Annotated in this window: 19 protein-coding genes; 12 read left to right on the top strand and 7 right to left on the bottom strand. The window is 45.9% G+C overall.

Annotation, left to right across the window (positions count from 1 at the left end):
- Positions 1–23: 23 nt before the first annotated feature.
- The 6 genes from D328_RS0116535 to D328_RS0116510 all read left to right on the top strand — a co-directional run bounded on the left by D328_RS0116535 (position 24) and on the right by D328_RS0116510 (position 8,250).
- Positions 24–881, top strand: coding sequence for a GDSL-type esterase/lipase family protein (locus D328_RS0116535; RefSeq protein WP_018886138.1), 858 nt, complete (start codon positions 24–26; stop codon positions 879–881).
- A 26-nt stretch (positions 882–907) separates the two neighbouring features.
- A complete protein-coding gene (locus D328_RS0116530; protein WP_051091164.1) occupies positions 908–1,912 on the top strand; it encodes an ABC transporter ATP-binding protein in 1,005 nt (334 codons plus the stop codon).
- Complete coding sequence (locus D328_RS0116525; protein WP_018886136.1) at positions 1,905–2,894, top strand: ABC transporter permease; 990 nt, start codon at positions 1,905–1,907, stop codon at positions 2,892–2,894. The genes D328_RS0116530 and D328_RS0116525 overlap by 8 nt, the downstream gene beginning before the upstream one ends.
- Before the next feature lie 78 nt (positions 2,895–2,972).
- Positions 2,973–4,952, top strand: a complete 1,980-nt coding sequence (gene parE, locus D328_RS0116520) for a DNA topoisomerase IV subunit B (protein ID WP_018886135.1) — start codon at positions 2,973–2,975, stop codon at positions 4,950–4,952.
- Between the two features lie 99 nt (positions 4,953–5,051).
- A complete protein-coding gene (gyrA, locus tag D328_RS0116515; protein ID WP_018886134.1) occupies positions 5,052–7,511 on the top strand; it encodes a DNA gyrase subunit A in 2,460 nt (819 codons plus the stop codon).
- 334 nt (positions 7,512–7,845) lie between these two features.
- Positions 7,846–8,250: a MarR family winged helix-turn-helix transcriptional regulator gene (locus D328_RS0116510; RefSeq protein ID WP_018886133.1), complete on the top strand. Its 405-nt coding sequence runs from the start codon at positions 7,846–7,848 to the stop codon at positions 8,248–8,250.
- Positions 8,251–8,373: 123 nt separating this feature from the next.
- Here D328_RS0116510 and D328_RS0116505 read toward each other — a convergent pair whose 3' ends face one another.
- Genes D328_RS0116505 through D328_RS0116490 form a run of 4 tightly spaced genes read right to left on the bottom strand, consistent with a single transcriptional unit; the run spans position 8,374 to position 12,462 of the window.
- Positions 8,374–9,339: a glycoside hydrolase family 43 protein gene (locus tag D328_RS0116505; RefSeq protein ID WP_018886132.1), complete on the bottom strand. Its 966-nt coding sequence runs from the start codon at positions 9,337–9,339 to the stop codon at positions 8,374–8,376.
- A gap of 42 nt (positions 9,340–9,381) precedes the next feature.
- Entirely contained in the window at positions 9,382–10,227 is an 846-nt protein-coding gene (locus D328_RS0116500) for a carbohydrate ABC transporter permease (RefSeq protein WP_018886131.1), read from the bottom strand.
- 50 nt (positions 10,228–10,277) lie between these two features.
- The gene (locus tag D328_RS0116495; protein WP_025680134.1) at positions 10,278–11,156 is read right to left on the bottom strand and encodes a carbohydrate ABC transporter permease; all 879 of its coding nucleotides are present in this window, start codon (positions 11,154–11,156) and stop codon (positions 10,278–10,280) included.
- Between the two features lie 58 nt (positions 11,157–11,214).
- Entirely contained in the window at positions 11,215–12,462 is a 1,248-nt protein-coding gene (locus D328_RS0116490; protein WP_018886129.1) for an extracellular solute-binding protein, read from the bottom strand.
- Positions 12,463–12,728: 266 nt separating this feature from the next.
- Here D328_RS0116490 and D328_RS0116485 point away from each other — a divergent pair, with 266 nt between their 5' ends.
- From D328_RS0116485 to D328_RS0116470, 4 genes are all read left to right on the top strand, one after another.
- Complete coding sequence (locus tag D328_RS0116485; RefSeq protein ID WP_018886128.1) at positions 12,729–13,631, top strand: ArsR/SmtB family transcription factor; 903 nt, start codon at positions 12,729–12,731, stop codon at positions 13,629–13,631.
- Between the two features lie 111 nt (positions 13,632–13,742).
- On the top strand, positions 13,743–15,233 hold the full coding sequence (locus D328_RS0116480; RefSeq protein ID WP_018886127.1) for an alpha-N-arabinofuranosidase: 1,491 nt from the start codon (positions 13,743–13,745) through the stop codon (positions 15,231–15,233).
- A 248-nt stretch (positions 15,234–15,481) separates the two neighbouring features.
- Positions 15,482–15,922, top strand: coding sequence for a MarR family winged helix-turn-helix transcriptional regulator (locus D328_RS0116475; RefSeq protein ID WP_018886126.1), 441 nt, complete (start codon positions 15,482–15,484; stop codon positions 15,920–15,922).
- A gap of 1 nt (position 15,923) precedes the next feature.
- Complete coding sequence (locus D328_RS0116470; RefSeq protein ID WP_018886125.1) at positions 15,924–17,438, top strand: DHA2 family efflux MFS transporter permease subunit; 1,515 nt, start codon at positions 15,924–15,926, stop codon at positions 17,436–17,438.
- 358 nt (positions 17,439–17,796) lie between these two features.
- Here D328_RS0116470 and D328_RS0116465 read toward each other — a convergent pair whose 3' ends face one another.
- Positions 17,797–18,510: an RluA family pseudouridine synthase gene (locus tag D328_RS0116465; RefSeq protein WP_018886124.1), complete on the bottom strand. Its 714-nt coding sequence runs from the start codon at positions 18,508–18,510 to the stop codon at positions 17,797–17,799.
- Between the two features lie 5 nt (positions 18,511–18,515).
- The gene (locus tag D328_RS0116460; RefSeq protein WP_018886123.1) at positions 18,516–19,379 is read right to left on the bottom strand and encodes a class I SAM-dependent methyltransferase; all 864 of its coding nucleotides are present in this window, start codon (positions 19,377–19,379) and stop codon (positions 18,516–18,518) included.
- Between the two features lie 284 nt (positions 19,380–19,663).
- Between D328_RS0116460 and D328_RS0116455 the strand changes: the two genes are divergently transcribed.
- Entirely contained in the window at positions 19,664–20,080 is a 417-nt protein-coding gene (locus D328_RS0116455; RefSeq protein WP_018886122.1) for a hypothetical protein, read from the top strand.
- Between the two features lie 18 nt (positions 20,081–20,098).
- Here the strand turns inward: D328_RS0116455 and D328_RS0116450 are convergent, their stop codons facing one another.
- Positions 20,099–20,683, bottom strand: coding sequence for a TetR/AcrR family transcriptional regulator (locus tag D328_RS0116450; RefSeq protein ID WP_018886121.1), 585 nt, complete (start codon positions 20,681–20,683; stop codon positions 20,099–20,101).
- Positions 20,684–20,852: 169 nt separating this feature from the next.
- On the opposite strand from D328_RS0116450, the gene D328_RS0116445 reads away from it, so the two are divergent.
- Positions 20,853–21,428 (top strand): flavin reductase family protein, encoded by a 576-nt coding sequence (locus D328_RS0116445; RefSeq protein ID WP_018886120.1) that lies wholly within the window; start codon positions 20,853–20,855, stop codon positions 21,426–21,428.
- The last annotated feature ends 420 nt before the right edge of the window (positions 21,429–21,848 follow it).

Below are 21,848 nucleotides of genomic sequence, written 5' to 3'. Positions count from 1 at the left end.
TTAGCTTTCGGGAGGGAATGGAAGTGAATTCGACAACTTGGATTTGGCGCACGGTAGGTTCTGTGTCGGCAGCTGCTACGCTGTTGCTGTTATTTGGCTTCATCTCTGCAATAAACACGATCGTAAATCCATCCTCAGGGGGTGCAGCTCTTGCCCCGGATCAGAAGACAGCACCGTCAGCGAACCCGGTAGGCGGAGCAGATGAAGCCTCCGAGATTCGAGTAGCAGCTATTGGTGATTCGCTCGCCAAGGGTACGGGTGACGATACAGGTAATGGCTTTGTCAGAAGAACGGTCCAGATTCTGAACGAGCAGGAGGGCCGTAGCGCCCGTCTGATTAACAATCTTGGGATTAATGGACTTACGACAGAGGGGTTGCTGACCAAGCTCGATGAGCCAGGAACGTCATATGTGCTGAAGGAAGCGAATCTGATCATGCTCTCGATAGGCGGTAATGATCTGTTTGCAGGTGTACAGGCTACGGAAGGCACAGGTGTACCACCGACAGCCGAACAGTTAAGAGCGGTACTTCCTGCTGCCCAAGAGCGAGTTGCGCAAGTGCTGGAGAAGCTGCATACCATAAATCCAAATGCCAAGGTTGTGTACCTTGGGCTATATAATCCCTTCGGGGATTTGAAGGAATATCAGGTGCCAGGAAATGCAGTTGTAGCGGAGTGGAATCAATCTATATTAGCGTTAATGAGCAAGCATCAGAACATGGTTCTGATTCCTAGCTTCGACTTGTTTCAGCAAAATCTGCAGTCTTATCTGTCCTCTGATCATTTTCATCCGAATGGAGATGGATATCAAGCGATAGCAGAGCGAGTTGCACAAGGATATGGTCCTGCACCGCTGTCGAAGAAGGAGGAGGCACAGCCATGAACCAGATAATTTCTAAAGAGGCAGAGATGTTAAATGGTGATGCGGGAGATGCGAGGGACAGACGATCTCAGGCTTCTGATGAAGTAATTCTATCCGTTCAGGGCGTGAAAAAGAAGATAGGCTCTAAATGGATTATTCATGATGTTACCTTCGACGTACGAGCAGGTGAAATTTTCGGTTTTCTGGGTCCGAATGGGGCGGGGAAGACGACGACGATTCGGATGCTGGTCGATCTGATCAAGCCGAGGAGCGGCACGATCAGTGTCTGCGGATATCCTGTGAACCGTGATCCCGAACGAGCACTGCAGTATGTTGGCTCCATCGTCGAAAATCCGGAAATGTACAGCTACCTTACGGGCTGGGAAAATCTTGAGCATTTTGCACGTATGCAGCCAGGCATTGGAGCGGAGCGAATTCAGGAGGTTGTAGAGCTGGTACAGCTGGATCGGAGAATCCATGATAAGGTGAGTACTTATTCGCTTGGCATGCGGCAGCGACTGGGTATCGCTCAAGCTCTGCTAGGCAAGCCCAGACTGCTTATCCTTGATGAGCCGACGAATGGTCTCGATCCCAAGGGCATTAAGGAAATGCGGATCTTCATCCGTCAGCTGGCCGAACAAGGTATGGCCGTATTCGTATCCAGTCATTTGCTGAGTGAGATTCAGCTTCTCTGTGATCGTGTAGCTATTATCAGCCGGGGGAGAGTGCTTGCAGTTGGAGGCGTCAAGGAGCTAGTAGCGCAAAGCTCAGGGCTGGCGGGCTGGCAGCTTGCCCCAAGAGAGACGGGGTTAGCTATCCTGCAATCGACTGCGGGTGTCAGCGTGCTGGATCGGCCAGATGAAGTACTGGATGATAGCATCATAGCCGGTATGGGACCCAATGCGATCTTTGCCGAGATGGATGAGCAGATGATTCCTGGACTTGTCACGACGCTGGTAGCCGAAGGTGTATCCGTGCTAGGTGTTACGAAAATCAATCCGACTCTGGAGCAGTTGTTCCTGAAGATGACAGAGGGTGAAGTCATTGAGTAGCATTCTTCCGCTCGTACAGAACGAGACGATCAAGATTATCAAGAAAAAGCGGTTTTACGTTATACTGCTCATATTGCTCGTATTAGTGCCCATGTTCACCTATGCGCAAATGAAGGTGGCACAGAACAATCGGGAGAAATTCGGTGGCGACTGGCGACTTGAGGTCAGACAGGCCATTACCGATAATCAGAATTCGCTGGGCAGTGACAGAGTTCCTGAGGAATGGAAGAAATATCGCAGCATCTTCATTCAGCAAATGCAATACTATCTGGAGCATGATGTGAACCCGAGTGAGCCTAATGGTGTGACCTTTACGCGCGAGTTCATGGATAACTCCGTCAACCTGTTTATACCGCTGTTAATTATGGCTATTGCTTCTGACCTTGTATCCGGGGAACGTACGACTGGCACGATCAAAATGCTGCTAACCCGTCCCGTGCGACGATGGAAGGTATTGCTGAGCAAGCTGATTACGCTAATGATGTTTGTCTCCTTGATCGTGTTGTCAGTCTTTATTATGAGCTACGTCATTTCAGGGTTGTTCTTCGGGTATGGCGGGTTCGGTATGCCGGTCTTTACAGGATTCCAGATTAGTGGTGCTACTGTAGATGTGTCGCAAGTGCAGGCTATTCCACAGTGGCAATACATGCTGCTGCAAAGTGGATTGATCTGGTTCGTAAGCATGGTGGTAGCGATTCTGGCCTTCATGGTGTCCGTATTGGTGCGAAGCACGGCAGCAAGTATTGTGGTGATGATGGCTGCATTAATTTCAGGAACCATCTTGACGAATATGGCTTCGGCGTGGCAAAGTGCAAAGTATCTGTTCATGGTGAACCTCGGCTTGACGGATTATCTGGCTGGTGACCCCCCTCCAATCGAAGGAATGACATTGCTATTTTCCCTTGCGGTGCTTGGGGTCTGGGGGATTATCGGCTTGGTCGTATCATTCACCGTCTTTACGAAACGGGATATATTGAATTAAAATGGACAAAGTAAAAGAAAACATCTGTTTGCATTTTTAAGCAAAACACGGTCATGATTAGACAAAGGGGGAGCATGAATGGTCGACCAACTCGACTTGTTCGCCAGAGAATCCGGGCAAGACAAAAGCAGCTCGGATTATGGCGCGGACGACATTCAAGTTCTCGAAGGGCTTGTGGCGGTACGGAAACGGCCGGGCATGTACATCGGGAGCACCAGTTCTTCGGGACTGCATCATTTGGTATGGGAAATCGTTGATAATGCGGTGGATGAGCATCTCGCCAAATTTTGCTCCCGTATAGAAATTACATTGCACAAGGACGGCTCAGTTACCATCACGGATAATGGGCGAGGGATTCCGACGGGAATGCACAAGATGGGAATTCCCACACCTCAGGTAGTCTTTACGATTCTGCATGCAGGGGGCAAGTTCGGCGGCTCCGGCTATAAGAAATCCGGCGGTCTGCATGGTGTCGGTGCTTCGGTAACGAACGCATTATCCGAGTGGCTAGAGGTAGAAATCTACCGGGAAGGCAAGGCTCATCGTCAAAGATTCGAATATTGGGTGGATGAGCAGGGCACCGAGCATGTGGGCGAGCCAACGACAGGACTTGAAGTTCTGGGGAATACGTCGAAGTCCGGGACGAAGGTCACCTTCAAGCCGGATATTCGGGTCTTCCAGAGCGGAATTAATCTGAATTACGATACACTGGCGGAGCGACTGCAAGAGATCGCATTCCTGAACTCCGGGCTTCGAGTGTTCATCAAGGATGAGCGCAGTGGCAGAACTGACGAGTTCTATTATGAAGGTGGCGCCAGCCAATTTGTTGCTTATCTGAATGAAGGTAAGGACGTACTGCATGATGTCATTCATTTTTCGGCTGAAAAGGACGATATTGAGGTCGAGGTAGCTGTTCAATATAATACAGGCTACACTGAGACGCTGGCCTCCTTCGTCAATTCAATTCCTACACGGGGTGGAGGAACACATGAGACCGGATTCAAAACGGCTTATACCCGTGTTATGAATGATTATGCCCGTCGTACGGGGATGCTGAAGGAGAAAGAGAAGAATCTAGAGGGAAATGATCTTCGCGAGGGCATGATGTCTGTCATTAGCGTCAAGATGTCTGAGGTAGAGTTCGTCGGGCAGACCAAGGATCAGCTCGGTAGTGCCTCAGCACGTAGTGCTGTAGATGCGATTGTAGCAGAGAGCATGCAGCGGTTCCTGGAAGAGAATCCACAGGTTGCCCAGACGCTGATTCGCAAATCCATCCAGGCCTCCAAGGCCCGTGAGGCAGCACGCAAGGCTAGAGATGAGATGCGTTCTGGCAAGAAGCGCAGCGAGAGCTCGAATCTGAACGGCAAGCTGTCCCCGGCACAATCGAAGGATTTCTCACGCAACGAGCTGTTCATCGTCGAAGGAGATTCGGCAGGCGGCTCAGCCAAACAGGGGCGTGATTCCAAGATTCAGGCCATCCTGCCGCTAAAAGGCAAGCCGATGAATCCAGAGAAGGCGAAGCTTGCAGATATCATGAAAAATGAAGAGTATCGGGCCATTACGGCTGCTATCGGAGCAGGGATTGGACCGGAATTTGCGGTAGAAGACAGCAATTATTCCAAGATCATTATTATGACGGACGCGGATACGGATGGTGCTCACATTCAGGTGTTGCTGCTTACCTTCTTTTATCGCTATATGAAGCCACTGATTGATGCAGGCAAGGTCTACATAGCTCAGCCGCCGCTGTACAAGATTACACGCAAATCCGGCAAGCTGGAGACGGTACGTTACGCCTGGAGTGATGAGCAACTGCAGAATTACCTCAAGGAATTTGGGCGTAATTTCGAACTGCAACGCTATAAAGGTCTGGGTGAGATGAATCCTGATCAGCTATGGGAGACAACAATGAATCCCGAGACACGGGTGCTGCTGCAGGTACAGATTGAAGATGCAGCTAAGGCTGAACGCCGTGTATCTACACTAATGGGCGACAAGGTAGACCCGCGCAAGCGCTGGATTGTGGAAAATGTAGATTTTACCGCCTTCGAGGAGTAAGATGTACAGCTAGTCTCGCTTATCATTTCATAAAGTTGTAGTAGTTTTGTAGAAGGGCATGTGTTTGCCAAGAGACATGCAGAAGAGGTGCTGTTTTAGATGAGCTTATCCGAACAATTTTTACCGGCTTTTCTGGAAGAAGTCGTTGGAGACCGATTTGGCAGATACTCCAAATACATTATTCAAGATCGGGCCATTCCCGATGTGCGCGATGGACTGAAGCCTGTGCAGCGCCGAATCCTGTATGCTATGTACGATTCAGGCAATACACCCGATAAGCCATATCGCAAATCGGCCAAGACGGTCGGCGATGTGATGGGTAACTATCATCCACACGGAGATTCCTCTATCTATGAGGGTATGGTGCGGATGGCCCAGCCTTGGAAGATGGGGCATGTGCTGGTGGATGGACACGGTAACTGGGGTTCTCAGGATGATGATCCGGCTGCAGCGATGCGGTATACAGAAGCCAGATTATCTCCCATCGCATTGGAGATGCTGCGTGATATTGAGAAGCGTACGGTGCTGTTCAAGGATAACTTTGACAATACTGCCAAAGAACCCGTCGTTCTCCCTTCCAGATATCCGAATCTGTTGGTGAACGGTGTCAGCGGTATTTCCTCTGGCTTCGCTACGGAGATCCCAACCCATAATTTGCGCGAGGTGATTGATGCCTGCATAGCTGTTATGGAGAAGCCTTCCATCGAACTGGAGGACATTATGATGTTCATCAAGGGACCGGATTTCCCGACAGGTGGACTCATCATGGGAGAAGAGGGCATTCGTGACGCTTATCGTACCGGTAAAGGCAGAATTTATATTCGCTCCAAGACGGAGATCGAATCCCTCCGTGGGGGTAAGCAACAGATTGTGATTACCGAAATCCCTTACCAGGTCGTGAAATCACGACTTGTTACCGCTATGGAAAATATCCGCTTGGAGAAAAAGGTCGAGGGTATTGCCGAGGTGCGTGATGAGAGTGGACGTAATGGTCTGCGTATTGTCGTCGAGCTCAAGAAGGATGCCGATGCTGATGGAATTCTCGCTTATCTGCTGAAGAAGACCGATCTGCAGGTAGCCTATAACTTCAATATGGTTGCGATCGTGAACAAGGCTCCGCACCAGCTCGGGATCAAGCCTATTCTGGAGGCCTATATTCAGCATCAGCGCGAAGTGGTCACGCATCGGACTCAGTTTGATCTTGAGAAGGCCGAGGACCGTGCGCATGTGCTGGAAGGCCTGGTGAAGGCGCTCAATATACTTGATGAGGTCATTGAGGCGATTAAAGCCTCCAAGAATCGACAGGATGCACAGAATAACCTGCAATGGATGTTCGGCTTCAGTGAACGGCAGGCAGATTCCATCCTTACCCTGCAGCTGTACCGTCTTACCAATCTGGAAATCACCTCACTGGAAAAGGAATTGAGCGATATCCAGAAGAAGGTAGCCCAGTTGAGAGGTATTCTGGAGAGTGATCGCAAGCTGGTCAGCCTGATTCGCAAGGAGCTGCTAGAGATTCGAGAGAAGTACGGCATAGATCGTCGTTCGGATATCCAGAGCCAGGTTGAGGAGATCAAGGTAAATCTGGAAGTCATGGTTAGTGCTGAGGATGTATTAGTGTCACTATCCAGACATGGATATGTGAAACGTACGAGTCAGCTGTCCTTTACTCGCTCGGGAGCAGATCGTAGTGGATCAGGTGTGCGTGATGGTGACTACATTCATCAGCTGCTGGATGTGAACACACTGGATTCCTTGCTGATATTTACCCAGAAGGGGCAATACTTCCTGCTGCCAGTCCATCAGGTTCCGGAGTACAAGTGGAAGGAGCCAGGTACGCCAATAGTGAACGTCATTCCGCTCACCAAGGAAGACCGAATTGTTAGTGTCATTGCTGTGAAGTCATTGGATGAGGCGGACAAGAGTCTGGTATTCACTACCCGCAAGGGTCAAGTGAAGCGTACCGAGCTGAAGGAATACGCCACGAAGCGTTCTGGTGCTGTTGCTGCTTGTAAGGTGTCGGGCGATGATGAGGTACTGTCTGTTACGATGAGTGACGGCTCGAAGGATATTATGCTCATTACACGGGGTGGTATGAGTATTCGCTTCAAGGAAGCAGAGGTTAACCCGATGGGCCGTGTATCCGCTGGCGTGAAGGGGATTCAGCTGGCCGATGGAGACGAGGTTGTAGCCTCGCTTTGGGTTCATGAGGATGAAGGTGAGATCCTTGTCCTAACCGATCTGGGTTATGGCAAACGCTCACTGCTGCTGGACTATCCTTCACAGGGTAGAGGTGGCAAAGGAATTGCTACCTTCGAATTCAAGGAAGGCAAGCGAGTACGATCGAACGGTACACGTTTAATAACTGCGGTTCACTGCAAGGAAGCTATTCAGGTACAGGTGATCACTGGAGAGGGAGCTGTTACTACGTTCCTTTCGGAAAAAACACCGTTAACAGATCGCAAGGATACCGGCAAGCAGCTTGTGTCAATTGACAAGAAAGACCCGGTTGCAGATGTAGTATTCTGGCCTGAGGTAGATTCAGAGGCAGTCGAATAAAGCGGTAGTATGTATATGTCTAGAACAGAGCCAACCTGTATGAATAGGTTGGCTCTTTACTGTACAGTCAGGAATCTATTCCTAAGGCGTACAATTCACTTCATTACCGCAGGGATAAACCTTTTTATGGAATTAATGTCATGACATATCGGATTAATGGTCCATGAAATGGTTGATAAGCAGGAATATTGCCGCTTACGGCGAATTTGTGTTATATGAGCAATGGATGGGCTTTAGAAATAGAGTAGAGTCTATACGATAGTATAAGCTCTAATCCATTCTTTAGCCATGTACGGTGAAAGAACTAGCCAAATTTGGTTCGGGAGGTGAATGTGTGCAAGCATCGGAGTTCGCCAGACTGTGGTCAAGACTGACGAAGGATTACAAAGCACATATGGAAGAACAATTGGCTCCTTCATTGACAGAAGCCCAGCTTACGGTGTTAGAGCTGCTAATGGAGCATGACAGAATGAAGCCATCAGAGCTCATTCCTTACTTGGAGACAACCCCCGCGGCGGTAACGATGTTGCTTGATCGAATGGAGAAGAATGGGTTAGTTAACCGGGAGCGGGATCAGCAGGATCGGAGAATTGTATGGATTCTAATCACGCCTCAAGGTCGTGAGGAAGCCCAGCGAGGAATTAGCGTACGTGATGAATTTATGTCATCGGTGTTAAGCAGAATTTCCGTTCACAATCAGAATGTATTGTTGTATCTTCTTGGGAAAATTACATCCTGATCATAGATCAGCATATGATCGGCTCGATACATACATAGATGACTAGACAAGCAGAATCCTCTCCCGGTTAGAGCATGCCTCATGCCATAGACATGATGCTCTACCAGGAGAGGATATGTTTATTCACGCATTAATGGTATCTGCACGTGGAATGCCAAAATGTGGTGTGCCGTCCTCATTCCAATGGATTAGTTGTACTCGTGTATGACGATTAGGATCATATAACGGATCACCTTCGATTTCAGTATAATTTCTAGCATGAAACACGAGCAAGTCGTGCCTACCATCCTCGGTTACGGTGAAGCTATTGTGCCCAGGACCAAACTGTTTATTTTCGAAGGAAGTAGTAAATATCGGCACAGATGATTTCATCCATGAAGCCGGATCTAGTAGATCACTATGTTCATCTGCTGTTAATAAGCCCATGCAATAATTTTCATCGGTGGCACTTGCAGAGTAGGTCATGAATATTCGGCCATTACGTTTAAGTATGGCTGCTCCCTCATTAACTAGGAAACCACGGATCTCCCAATCGTATTCAGGAATGGATAAGCATACTTGTTCTCCTTTTAATGTCCAAGGATTCTCCATCTCAGAGATATATAGATTCGAATTTCCTGGAATGTCCGGGTCTTTTTGGGCCCATACATAATATCGTCTGCCCTGATGCTCAAAGGTGGTCGCATCCAGGGAGAAAGAATCCCATTTCGTTTTGATTTGAGCTTTCTCAATCCAATTGCCTTCCAATGGATTCGTTGATGCATTTTCGAGTACAAACATGCGATGATCGAATAATCCATCCTTTGTCTCGGAAGTACGGGCAGCGGCGAAATATACATACCATTTACCATCTATAAAATGAATCTCTGGTGCCCATATATTTGCACTCATCAAGCCCGTGCTGTGCTTCACCCAGATGGTTACTTTCTCCGCATCAATGAGACCTTCAAGCGTCTGAGCACGACGCAATTCGATTCGGTCATATTCAGGAACAGAACCTGTGAAATAGTAATAACCGTCCGTATGTTTATAAATGAAGGGGTCTGCTCTTTGTTCGATTAGAGGATTTCTAAGATTGACTTCAAGCATGTTAACAGCTCCTATTATATAAATTTGATTTTTGATTGTTCATTATCCTTTAATGCCAGAATTCAAATTGATTGACTGTATGAAGTATTTCTGTGCAAATAGAAATAGCAATAGGGTAGGGATAATAGCTAGCATTGCAGAGCCCATGAGCTGTCCAATCATCCGATAGTTCCCATAAATATCTTGCAGCAGCAGCAAGCCTGCTGTAACAGGCATTTTCTCCACATCCGTGTATACGATGACAGGCCATAAGAAATCATTCCAAGATCCTGTGAAGGAGAACAATGCACACACGATCAGAATAGGTTTTACTAGTGGTAAAATAACAGAAGTGTAGATTGCAAAATGAGTGGCACCGTCCACATGTGCAGATTCATCCAATTCCTTTGGAATTCCATTCATAAATTGTCTAACCAAGAAGATGTTACCCATACCTGCTAGTCCCGGCACAATCATGGCCCAAGAGGTATTTACCCAACCGAGCATATCAATGATTTTGTATGAAGGGATTAAGTTCACAACACCCGGGAAGAGAGAGATACCTAACAATGTGAAAAATAAAGCATCTCTACCTTTAAACTTCATTCGAGAGTAGCCGTAACCAGTAATAGAGATAACGATCACGACCAATAAGGTATGAAGGGTAGCGATAAAAATAGAGTTGAATAACCAACGTAAGATGGGAGCTGTTGAAGTATTCGTTAGAATATTAATATAATTCTCTCCCGTCCAGCTTTCGGGCAGGAGACGAAATCCGGAAGATACGACTTCACTTTGTGAACGGAATGAAGTTGTAATGCCAAATATAACCGGAAACGCCCAAATGACGCATAATGTAATTAGGAATAAATACGATACACATTTAGAAATACTTATTTTCTTCAACATGATAGACACCTACCTTTTTCGCAGCCTCGCTTATCTCCGTGTCTCGTGAGTTAATCCGAATTTCGATTCATGACATAATATTGCAGCGCCGAAACGATTAATATGACAAGTCCAAGTAACACAGCCATAGCAGACGCCATTCCAGCAATAGATTCTCCTTTACCGAAGGCTAAGTTCCGAATGAACATCATAAGTACTGCTGTTGTCTCATTCGGCCCCCCTTTAGTCATCATCAAGGGCTGAGCGAAGACGTTAAATGCCCCCGCTGTAGTCATCACAAAGGTATAGATCAACGGAAAACGAATGGAAGGTACCGTAATACTGAAAAATTTACGAATGGAGCCGGCTCCGTCCAGTGCTGCGGATTCATATAGATCTTCACCAACACCACTAATTGAAGCACGGTAAATAATCATATTCCCACCTACGCCTCCCCAGACTGAGAGGATTACGATAATCATCCAAGCATACGGTTGATGAGTAGCCCAAGCTACATCGGAACCAAATAAATTGCTGGCAATGCCTAATTGCTTGTTGAAAATCAGAGACCAGATGAGTGCCGCAGCAGAAATAGACACCAATCCGGGAATATAGATCACCGCTTGAATAAAGCCTTTAGCTTTAACTTTCTTGTGCTCTAAAGCTACGGCAACAAGTAACGGGATAACAATCAGTGGTGGAACGGTGAATAGCACGAATAATAATGTGTTTTTTAGTCCATTCAAAAATTGAAAATGAAATGTAGATGAGGTATCAAATAAAATGGTTCTGTAATTATCAAGACCTACAAACACAGGATCACTCATTAAATTCCATTTGGTGAACGAAGCGTAAACTCCATAGATCGTAGGAACTAATATAAACAAAGTAAACAAAATAATGTGGGGACCTACAAAAAATGCAGGTGACCAGTTGAGTTTCCTTTTCATAGGCGGTAGCTTCTCCTTCTGTAAGGCTATTACTCATGGTACGTCCTGTCGGTACATACTATTTTGTCTCGGCTGGTTGTTGTACGGTCTCTGCAATCTTGTCTTCTACATATTTCTGTGCCTTCTGTAATCCTTCATCCAGTGTAATGTTCCCACGAATAAGATCAGGCGCATAGGTGTCTAACGCCTCGGCGACATATGGATAGTACTCATACGTGTAAATATGAAGAGAATGGGTCTCTGCTTCATTTGAGGTAAAGAAGGACTGTATGAATTTGTCATATTCGGGGCTTTCAATGACTTGCTTGCTCGCGACGATCTGACCAGCTTCGGCCCATTTAATCGAATTCTCACGGACGAACTCTAGGAATGAAGCGATGCCTTGTTCCTTCTCCGGCGTCCGTTCTTGATTTTTTAACAAGGAAAATAGATGAGAGGATGCTCTGTTCGTAAATTTATCTGGAGAGAAAGAGTAAATATTAGTTACGCCAAAATGAAGACCTTCGACAGCAGCGTGTCCGGTTGAGCTCCAAGTACCATCCGTAGAGAACAACACATTGCCAGATTGGAACATCAAATACCCATCTTCACCAAATGGGGTCATTAAGCCGGCATCATTTATTTTTTTGATTTCTTCGATGGCTTGTCGCATTTCAGGTGTATCGACTGTAGGTTGACCGTCTTGCTCTACATCGCCGCCAAGATTCTGGATTTGAGCCAACAGTACCCAACTGATTAGAGCGTCATTAACGACGTAGTCGCCTTCTTTTAATTTTCCTTGTAGTGATAGCATTTCATCGAAGGTAACAACATGATCATCCAGGAAATATTCCACGTCATATTCTTTTAATAAATCTTTATTGTAGTACATCGCATTACTATGAATGTCCAAGGGGACCGTATATTGTGTGCCATCAATCGTACCTGCTGACCACGCTTGGGTAAGATAATTTGATTCTTTAAGCTCTGGTTGCGCTTTCAACACTTCGGTTAAGGGGGTTAGCAATCCTTGCTTTACGAAACTAGGAACACGATCCGCATGAATGAGAGCTAGATCTGGCACGCCTTTTCCCGAATTTAAAACGGTGGAGACCTTGGTGTACATATCAGCGGTGATGACGTGTTTTATTTTTATTTCAGGGTTGGTTGCATTGTAGTCTTTGACCAGCTGGTCCATGTAAGCACCATCATCACCCGTTAGTGGGGTCCAAAATGTGATGGTGTTCTTGTCAGTTCCTCCACACCCAGCTAACAAAGTTGCGGTTAACAACATGAATGCCAGTAGTAAACCTGTTCTTTTCCTCATGAGTTGTTCCTCCTCTTCAGATTTGTGTTGCAAATGGATAATTATAGCAAGTAGTTGTTTGAGGTTCAGTATACTTGTGGTTAGAAAGCATGTCAAACATATTTATAAATCTAATTCAATACATCTCCTATTTGATTAACTAATATGTTAACTTAAAGCCTTGAATTTGTATTGAAATAGAATTAAAACAACAAATATGTTAAGGTGAAGGGGGGAGATTTTATCATATAATTAATTTACATAAAAATCGCAAAGGATGAGTCTGCATGCAATTAGACATTGATGTGTCCTCTTTGGTTGTGTACGAGGCTTTGGCAAGTGAAGTCCGAATTAGGATCATTCAGTTATTGTCGAGAAACAAAATGAATATTAAAGAATTAGCCCAGGAACTTGAGCTAAGCAGTCCCATTGTGGCTAAACATGTTCAAAAGCTGGAGGATGCCGGAATCATTAGAACAGAGAAAGTGCCTGGTAAATCAGGTCTGCAGAAGATTTCAATTCTCAAGGTGGACCATATTGAGATTAATTTCCCCAAGAAGATATTTCATTCCTTTGCATCTTACGAGACGTCAGTACCGATCGGTCATTACACGGATTATGATCTCAAGCCTACGTGCGGCCTGGCGACCGATAAAGAATTCATTGGCCGTGTCGATGAACCTAAGTTTTTCATGGACCCCAAACGAGTGGATGCAGAGATTCTTTGGTTTACGCAAGGCTTTGTCCAATATAGCATTGCTAATTTTTTGAATAAGGAAGAAAAATTACAGCAGTTCGAGATCAGTCTGGAGCTTTCATCTGAATTTCCTTTTTCGAACGATGTATGGCCATCGGATATTACTTTTACACTGAATGGGCTGGAGCTTGGGACATGGAGGAGCCCCGGTGATTTTGCGGATACAAGGGGCAAATACACACCGAGTTGGTGGCCACACAATATTAATCAATATGGATTATTGAAAACAATTCGAATTACGGGGCATGGGACATACATTGATGGAGATCCAATGTCGGAAGTGTCAGTTGCTGATCTCGATACCTTGTGTGATCGGTGGGTGTTACGTATTGAAGTAAAAGAAGACGCGAGTTATGTGGGTGGAGCCACTATTTTTGGTAAAAAGTTTGGAAACCATGCTCAGGATATCAATTTCAAGCTATTTTATTTGTGATGTATTTATTTTAAATAAACATAAAAAGTTTCAGTATTTTATTTACAAAAGCTGTTCCGTATGTTAATTTTAGCTCAATCTGAAAATATGATCTAAACAGGAGGGATTCACATGGGAAATTCTGTTCTGGTACATACAGATTGGGTCAAAGGTACGATTAACAAACATATTTATGGACAATTCGCGGAGCATTTAGGGCGCTGTATTTACGAAGGACTATGGGTGGGAGAAGAATCAAGCATTCCTAACACCGATGGCATTCGTAATGATGTATTGAAAGCGCTACAAAATTTAAATATTCCTGTGCTGCGCTGGCCTGGTGGCTGCTTTGCGGATGAATATCATTGGAAGGATGGTATTGGTCCCAAGGAGCAACGGAAGAAGATGATCAATACGCACTGGGGCGGAGTCGTCGAGAATAATCATTTTGGCACACATGAGTTTTTTCGATTATGTGAATTGCTCGGTGCAGAGCCTTATATTAACGGTAATGTCGGCAGTGGAACGGTACAGGAGATGTCTGAGTGGGTAGAATATATGACGTTCGATGGCGAATCTCCTATGGCGAACTGGCGGCAAGAAAATGGGAGAGAGCACCCCTGGAAGCTGAAATATTTTGGTGTTGGTAACGAGAATTGGGGCTGCGGTGGCAATATGCGCCCTGAATATTATGCGGATTTGTATCGTCAATTTCAGACGTATGTGCGTAACTATGGGGACAATGTGCTGTACAAAATCGCTGGTGGTGCCAATGTTGACGACTACCATTGGACAGAAGTGCTTATGCGTGAGGCTGCCCCATTTATGGACGGGCTAAGCTTGCACAATTATACCATTCCAGGCTCTTGGGAAGAGAAGCAGCATGCACTTGGCTTTAATGAAGCAGCATGGTTCGAGACGCTGAAAAAGGCACTTCATATGGATGAGCTGATTACAAGACACTCTACCATTATGGATAAATACGATCCGAACAAGCGAATTGGAATGATCGTTGATGAATGGGGAACATGGTTTTTGCCAGAGCCAGGCACCAATCCGGGCTTTTTGTACCAACAGAACACCTTGAGGGATGCACTCGTAGCTGGCCTACATTTTCATATTTTCCATCAGCATCATGAGCGTATTCATATGACGAACATTGCGCAAATGGTTAACGTCCTACAGGCCATGATCCTGACAGAAGGAAATAAAATGCTGCTGACACCGACGTACCATATTTTTGAGATGTTCAAAGTCCATCAGGATGGAAAGGTGCTGGCAACCTCGGTCGAGCACAGTCATTATGAATTTAACGACGAGAAGCTGCCGGAGTTCACGGTATCTTCCTCTGAGGATGCAGAAGGCCACATCCATATTAGCTTATGTCATCTTAATCCGAATGCCTCCAGTAAAGTGAATGTGGAGTTGAGGGGATTACAATCGGACATTGATGTTACAGGAACTGTGCTGACAAGCTCATCTATGCAAGATCATAATACGTTTACCCAATTGGATAAAGTAAAGCCAGTAACCTTTGCAGACTATAGCTTCCACCAGCAACATCAGCTTGATGTGGTGCTACCTCCAATGTCTGTCGTTATGCTGACGATTAAAAAGAAATAGAGCTTGTGATGCGGCAGCTGTACAAGCTGCCTGGATATCCAAAGGGCTATTTTCTTCCACGTGAAATGGAAGGAGGTGGCCTTTTGTTTGTGTTGACTTTTACATATCAGAAGTGTAATATGTGTTTATTAGTTCGTATGCGAAATATATTAATGTGAAATATACGCAAGCGAAATATATATATGCAAATGATTGTGATTTTGTATGTTTATTCTATTTGTATGTTCATTCTAGAGGAGGACGGATTCATGGAAAGGAATAGGGAGGTGTACCGCATTGTTCAATCATTCAGAAGAGTGCACCATGCTTTCATGCAGGTATTCTGGGAGCAAGGAGAACAGAAGAGCCTGACACCTGTGCAATTTCTGGTCTTGTCAGTACTGCTGGAGCGCCCGAATACCAGTCTGACCGAGCTTGCTGAGCGTGCCCACATGGGCAACAGCACGATGAGTGGAGTGGTTGAGCGTCTTGTAAAGGCTGGATATATCAGCCGAGAGCGGTTGCCGAATGATCGGCGTTCACTTACACTTCGGATTACTAGCGAGGGTGAGCAGATCCGAAATGATATTGAGAAGATGTGGATGGACCGTGTCTCCGGAATTCTTGATATTCCAGTGCAGGACCGGGACATCATATTAGATATCCATCAGCAGATTATATCGAAGCTTACAGCTAAAGGAGTGGATTAACATGGGAAATCAAGCAGATGTAGCTGTTGATGACCAGATGAAGACTATAAAAAAAGCACCAATCGTGATCGCTTTATTGATTGGAGCATTTGTTACGTTGTTGAATCAGACCCTTATTAATGTAGCGTTACCAAAAATTATGGGTGATTTATCCATAGATACCCCTACGGCACAATGGCTCATTACAGGCTTTATGCTGGTGAACGGCGTCCTGGTTCCGGTTACGGCTTATTTAATGGCCAAATTCAGCACCAGACAGCTGTTTCTCGGGTCTATGGTCTTATTTACCTTGGGAACCATCTTGTGCGGCTTAGCACCTAACTTTGCTGTTATTCTAATTGGACGACTCGTGCAGGCCAGCGGTGCAGGCATCTTGATGCCTCTCATGACCGTGGTGCTGCTGAATATTTTCCCGATTGAGAAGCGCGGGCAGGCCATGGGAATGGTGGGTGTGGCCATGATCTTTGCTCCAGCGATCGGACCGACCTTATCCGGATATATTGTACAAAATTATGATTGGCGCGTATTGTTCTGGATTATTTTGCCTGTATCAATCATTGCCTTGCTAATTGGTGCACTATTCCTGAAAAATGTAACACAGCTGTCGAATCCCAAGCTGGATAAGCTGTCTGTCGTACTGTCCACACTTGGATTTGGGGGCTTGTTGTATGGCTTCAGCTCCGCTTCGGATGGCTGGGACCGTCTACCTGTGTATGGCTGTCTGATCATTGGGGCCATCTCCTTGCTGCTGTTCATTCGCCGCCAACTGCGGGCATCTGAGCCGATGCTAGAATTTCGCATTTTCAAATATAACATGTACAGCTTGACGACAGCCATTAACGTAATTGTAACCATGTCTATGTATGCTGGGATGATTCTATTGCCGCTATTCCTGCAAAATGTCAGAGGCTTCACTCCATTGGAATCTGGTCTGTTATTGCTCCCTGGCTCTATTCTGATGGGCATCATGTCCCCTGTGACCGGCATGATCTTTGACAAAGTAGGGGCACGCTGGCTGTCGATTGTTGGTCTGCTTATTATGACCATTACGACGCTGGAATTCTCACGCCTGTCGATGGACACGAGCTATACGGAGCTGATGATTAATTACACCGTGCGGATGTTCGGTATGTCCATGATTATGATGCCCATTCAGACGGCGGGTCTCAATCAGTTGCCGAATACATTAAATGCACATGGTACAGCCATGTCTAATACGTTGCGGACTATTGCGGGCTCGATTGGTACAGCTGTGCTTGTCACGATTATGACCATTCAATCTACCTCATATGGCGAGAAGCTTGCTCTGACACAACAGGTGTCTCCAACAGATGCTAGTGCCATGTCTATGATCAAAAATGAAGCTTTAATATATGGAATTAACCACGCATTCTTAGTGGCGACAATCCTGTCTGCTGTGTCATTGATTCTGGCCTTCTTTATCAAGAACACGAATCCGCGTAAACAAGAGGAAGGTTCAACAGCCAAGAAATCGCAGATGGCGACATCATCCTAACAGCATCATTTGGAGTGCGCAATGTAAGAAAAATGTGCACCATGAGACTGAAATATAAACTGTACAGTAAGTCTGTACAGTAAGTCCGTACTGTAAATTCCGTTTGTAAGTCTGTTTGTAGGTCTGTGTGTTAAGACAACAGCGTAAGAGGGTTGGAAGGGTACTTCTCAGTAAATGAATCTTATGGGCCATACAAATAAAAGGTCGAAGATGTGCTCCTTGTCCGAGCATCTGTCTTCGACCTTTTGTTGCTGTTGAGACGTATAGAGCTACGTCAACTCAACTCAGCGAAAAAGCTGTTCCGCTGGTGCCTGTTTCACGAGGTTGCAGGTCCATAGCATGATGGGGAGGGCCAAGACTACAGATCCTCGTACAACTGCGCTGGCCACTCATTCCAGGGGAAAGCAAGTGGCGGCATGGAGCGGAATAACATGGGCTCCTTCGTAATAGGGTGAGGAGCACCAGCCTCCAATGACCACAGGGCAAGCTGCTGTCCGGGCTTGTTAAGCTGCTGCCCGTATTTCTGATCCCCATACAGTGGACATCCAATGTTGCTTAGCTGAACTCGAATCTGATGAGGTCTGCCAGTATGTAGCTCTACCAGAAGAAGGCTCAGCCCATTAGCATGACCGAGAGTCTGATAATCGAGTATGGCCTCCTTGGCGCCAGGCTGGATTGGTCTCACGACCTGCACCATATTCGTACGGCTATCCTTCAGCAGATAATCCTTCAGCCTGCCTTGTGGAGCTGGTATGCCATGTACAACTGCTAGGTAGCGCTTGTGGAAGCTGCGACTTCTTACTGCCTCCGATAGTCTGGATGCTGCTTTGGAGGTCTTGGCGAAGATCATGGCGCCGCCTACAGGTCTATCCAAGCGATGGATCAAGCCGAGAAATACGTTACCAGGCTTTTGGTGGCGAATCTTGAGATCCTCCTTCAGCAAGCTGAGCAGATCGGGATCACCGCTGGCATCCTCCTGTGTTGGAACATTGACTGGCTTCTCCACGGCAAGAACATGATTATCCTCATAGAGCACGGAAATGCCTGAGCTGGGGTCAGATTCATGCATCATGGCGATTATGCCTCCCAGCGGCCCAGAATACCGCAAGGCAGGTTCAGACCAGAGCGACTGATGGGCAGGCCAATCTCGCCTGTGCTAATGCTACCTCCGTATTTCGGCTTCATGGTCATGCTCAGCATATTGTGCAGGACAGATGGCGATATTCCGGTAGTATAGGAGTTAATCAACAGGAACAGAGGCTTGTCCGAGATAATCTCCATACACGACTCCAAGAACGGGTAGAGGCTCTGTTCGAGCTTCCACGTCTCGCCGCTTGGGCCACGTCCATAGGAGGGAGGGTCCATAATAATGGCGTCATAGCGATTGCCTCTGCGTTGCTCACGTTGTACGAATTTGAATACGTCATCCGTAATAAAACGAACGGGCCGATCTGACAGGCCAGAGAGCTGCACATTTTCTTTTGCCCATTGCACCATGCCCTTCGCTGCATCTACATGCACGACACTTGCTCCAGCCGCGGCAGCGGCAACTGTGGCTCCCCCTGTATAAGCGAACAGATTCAGTACAGAGATAGGTCTTCCTGCTGCGGAGATCTTGTCCATCATCCAGCTCCAGTTAGCTGCTTGCTCCGGAAATAGGCCCGTATGCTTGAAGCTCGTAGGCTTAATGTGGAATTTGAGCTGCTTGTAGCCGATGGTCCAGCGTTCAGGAACGGGCTTCTTCATATCCCAGTTGCCGCCGCCTGAGGAGCTACGGTGATAGTGACCATGCACTTGCTGCCACTCGCTCGTCTCAGAGGTCAAGGGCCATATAATTTGCGGGTCCGGTCGACGCAGGATGATGTCACCCCAACGCTCCAGCTTTTCGCCGCCTCCCGTATCGATTACTTCATAGTCTTTCCAGCCGTCTGCAACGTACATTGTATAATCATTCCTTCAACAGTCATTTGGACACTATTGTACAACAATTTTGACCAACCACGCTACCCGAAGCGCTTATCTCTTACTATTGTTGATTAAAGCTGACATTATTCGGTTAAGGTAGGGTATAGGTTCAATGTGTGCGGATCACGGTGGATGATGTAGGTGTGGAGTGAATTCCATATAGTATTGGGATGACCAGAGAGGATTTGAATGAGGAGATTAATTGAGGAAAAAAAATACGGAGTAGTGGATAAATGTCCTGTGAAGGAGGTGTCAAACGGATGCAGAGCAGCATGCACAAAATTGCACTTGTTCTCCTATCGTATGGCTGTCTAGTCACTGTTATCTATAGTATAGCAGCCCTGGAGTACGAGGTGTCCGTAGGACTTGGTTGGACGCTGAACGGGCTGGTGCCCGCACTCGTTGGTTATGTCTTATGGAGGAAGGCACGACAAGCGCGGCAAGCTGACTTGTCGAAAACCATTCTGCGACTAGCAAAGCAGCATGACAATCTACTAACTGCAGCAGACGTGGCCCTTGAGACGGAGCTGGACATGGGTGAAGCAGAGCAGCAGCTGGAAGTTATGCGGACAAATGGGCTCATGCGGCTGAAGGTCGCTGACAACGGGACGTGGGTATATGAATGTAGCTCGCTGCTGACGATGGAGGAGAAAAGGAGAGCAGAATCCTTGTACTGAACTTAACGATGTAGATGATCAATTTCGGTCACTAGGATCTGTCACTAGGAAGGGTAAGGCTTTTTCTATATATTGTTCTGCTGAGGAAGCCCCATTCTTTTTCCAATCTACAGATGCTGCGTAAATTCCGTTGCTTAATATGACTGCACCCACCCTGAGCGCTTCGGGATCACGATTAGATTGTTGCTTAAGCAGTAGAGAAAAAAATAAGTTTTCCAGATCAATTTTGATTTTTTGTTCAACCATTGTACTAAATGCTTCATAGCTCCCACTACATTGGGGGCTTAAGTGTGAATTTTCCATCGTCTCTGTATGAAAATCAGCTAATGTAAGGAAGATCGTTACATAAGTTTCTTTATTTAATTTATCGAGATAGTCTAGGTTTTTAAGAGTACTATCTATTACAGCTTCTTTAATGACAACATCCAATAAATCATACTTATCATGAAAATGGGAATAAAGAGTTGCACGATTGACAGTTGCTTCATCCGTAATATCTTTTATAGTAATATCCTTGAAGTTCTTCTTTAGAATGAGCTTGATAAAAGCATCCATTAACAATTTTCTTGTCCGCAAAATACGCGGATCTATTTTGTGTGTCATTCTCTGTGTACTCCTCCCTCTCCTGAAGAGATAGACGACTATTTTTCCTGTTTGTTGTTTAAGCGATAAAATCGGAGCATTGATGATTGATGATCAATAAACATCAACTTACAATTCACTATGTTACCAAATAATACATTGATCGAACAGGAGAACAGGAGGATTACAAATGAGACAACCGATTGATTATGTTTCAGGACATGCGTACCCTGGTATGGTGGTTCTTGTGACATCTAAACATGAGGATAAACAAAATATAATGGCGGCTGGTTTCCACACAACGATAGGCTATGCTCCCCTTATTTATGGTGTTTCGTTACGAAAAGAAGCATATTCTTACGATTTGATTATAAAAAGTGGCAATTTTGGTATTAATTTTGTTCCAGCAAAGCTTGCTGAACTCATTCAGATTGTAGGAACCAGGAGTGGGAGAGATGTAGACAAATTCTCTGAGTATAACATCGAATATGATAATGGTATGAATCTGGATGTTCCAATATTAAAAGAAGCCTATTTTGCTTATGAGTGCAAGGTAATAGATGCAAGAAACTATGGAAGCCATGATTTTGTAGCTGGGGAAATTCAGACAATTTACAAAGATGAAGAGAAATTTATAGAAATAGACGGATGGACTATGCCAAATATGAATAAGTTAGAGGTCCCTCTTTATTTAGGACGTTCTGTATATGCAACTTTCAATGGTGATGCAGAGCAGAAGGATTATGTAAAGTATCGTTTTAAATAAAGAATGTTGGAGCTGGGGACTCAATGATTAGCTTCCACTCCAATACAGTCATGATGAACCAAGTCTCAAACAGCAAATAATATTGTTCTTCATGTTGTCCGCCTTGTATAGGCGGGCTTTTTTACTTGTTGGCGTGCCCAGAGGCACGCATTATCTAGTTGGTGAAAGTCCAACCAAGGGAGGGGCCAAGCCACCCTTGTAGCTAGGATGCTTGCGCATGGTGAAATCTGTGTGTAAAAGCGCATCGACAAAAGTACCGGTCAGAGACCGGGCGAGCGACAACCCAGGCCGCAACATCAAGTGAATCCTGCCGCGTCGTCAAAAAGGACCTGCGAAGGGGAAAAGAGGGAGCCGAGTCTCGTGACAATGGACGAAGGCCAAGGAAGCTGTGCAGAACTTGGGACAACAGTGAAGAACCCT

Origin of the sequence: Paenibacillus massiliensis 2301065 = DSM 16942 (genome assembly GCF_000377505.1) — a bacterium.
In the GTDB taxonomy this organism is placed as follows: domain Bacteria; phylum Bacillota; class Bacilli; order Paenibacillales; family Paenibacillaceae; genus Paenibacillus; species Paenibacillus massiliensis.
The sequence above is the reverse complement of the archived record's forward strand: the minus strand, read 5'-3'. Positions and strand labels throughout refer to the sequence as shown.

Coding starts and splice junctions, on each gene's coding strand:
- D328_RS0116500 (WP_018886131.1), bottom strand. CDS start 10,227: ATGTTGAAGAAAATAAGTATTTCTAAATGTGTATCGTATTTATTCCTA.
- D328_RS0116530 (WP_051091164.1), top strand. CDS start 908: ATGTTAAATGGTGATGCGGGAGATGCGAGGGACAGACGATCTCAGGCT.
- D328_RS0116475 (WP_018886126.1), top strand. CDS start 15,482: ATGGAAAGGAATAGGGAGGTGTACCGCATTGTTCAATCATTCAGAAGA.
- gyrA (WP_018886134.1), top strand. CDS start 5,052: ATGAGCTTATCCGAACAATTTTTACCGGCTTTTCTGGAAGAAGTCGTT.
- D328_RS0116495 (WP_025680134.1), bottom strand. CDS start 11,156: ATGAAAAGGAAACTCAACTGGTCACCTGCATTTTTTGTAGGTCCCCAC.
- D328_RS0116480 (WP_018886127.1), top strand. CDS start 13,743: ATGGGAAATTCTGTTCTGGTACATACAGATTGGGTCAAAGGTACGATT.
- D328_RS0116485 (WP_018886128.1), top strand. CDS start 12,729: ATGCAATTAGACATTGATGTGTCCTCTTTGGTTGTGTACGAGGCTTTG.
- parE (WP_018886135.1), top strand. CDS start 2,973: ATGGTCGACCAACTCGACTTGTTCGCCAGAGAATCCGGGCAAGACAAA.
- D328_RS0116455 (WP_018886122.1), top strand. CDS start 19,664: ATGCAGAGCAGCATGCACAAAATTGCACTTGTTCTCCTATCGTATGGC.
- D328_RS0116460 (WP_018886123.1), bottom strand. CDS start 19,379: ATGTACGTTGCAGACGGCTGGAAAGACTATGAAGTAATCGATACGGGA.
- D328_RS0116445 (WP_018886120.1), top strand. CDS start 20,853: ATGAGACAACCGATTGATTATGTTTCAGGACATGCGTACCCTGGTATG.
- D328_RS0116490 (WP_018886129.1), bottom strand. CDS start 12,462: ATGAGGAAAAGAACAGGTTTACTACTGGCATTCATGTTGTTAACCGCA.
- D328_RS0116450 (WP_018886121.1), bottom strand. CDS start 20,683: ATGACACACAAAATAGATCCGCGTATTTTGCGGACAAGAAAATTGTTA.
- D328_RS0116470 (WP_018886125.1), top strand. CDS start 15,924: ATGGGAAATCAAGCAGATGTAGCTGTTGATGACCAGATGAAGACTATA.
- D328_RS0116465 (WP_018886124.1), bottom strand. CDS start 18,510: ATGATGCATGAATCTGACCCCAGCTCAGGCATTTCCGTGCTCTATGAG.
- D328_RS0116505 (WP_018886132.1), bottom strand. CDS start 9,339: ATGCTTGAAGTCAATCTTAGAAATCCTCTAATCGAACAAAGAGCAGAC.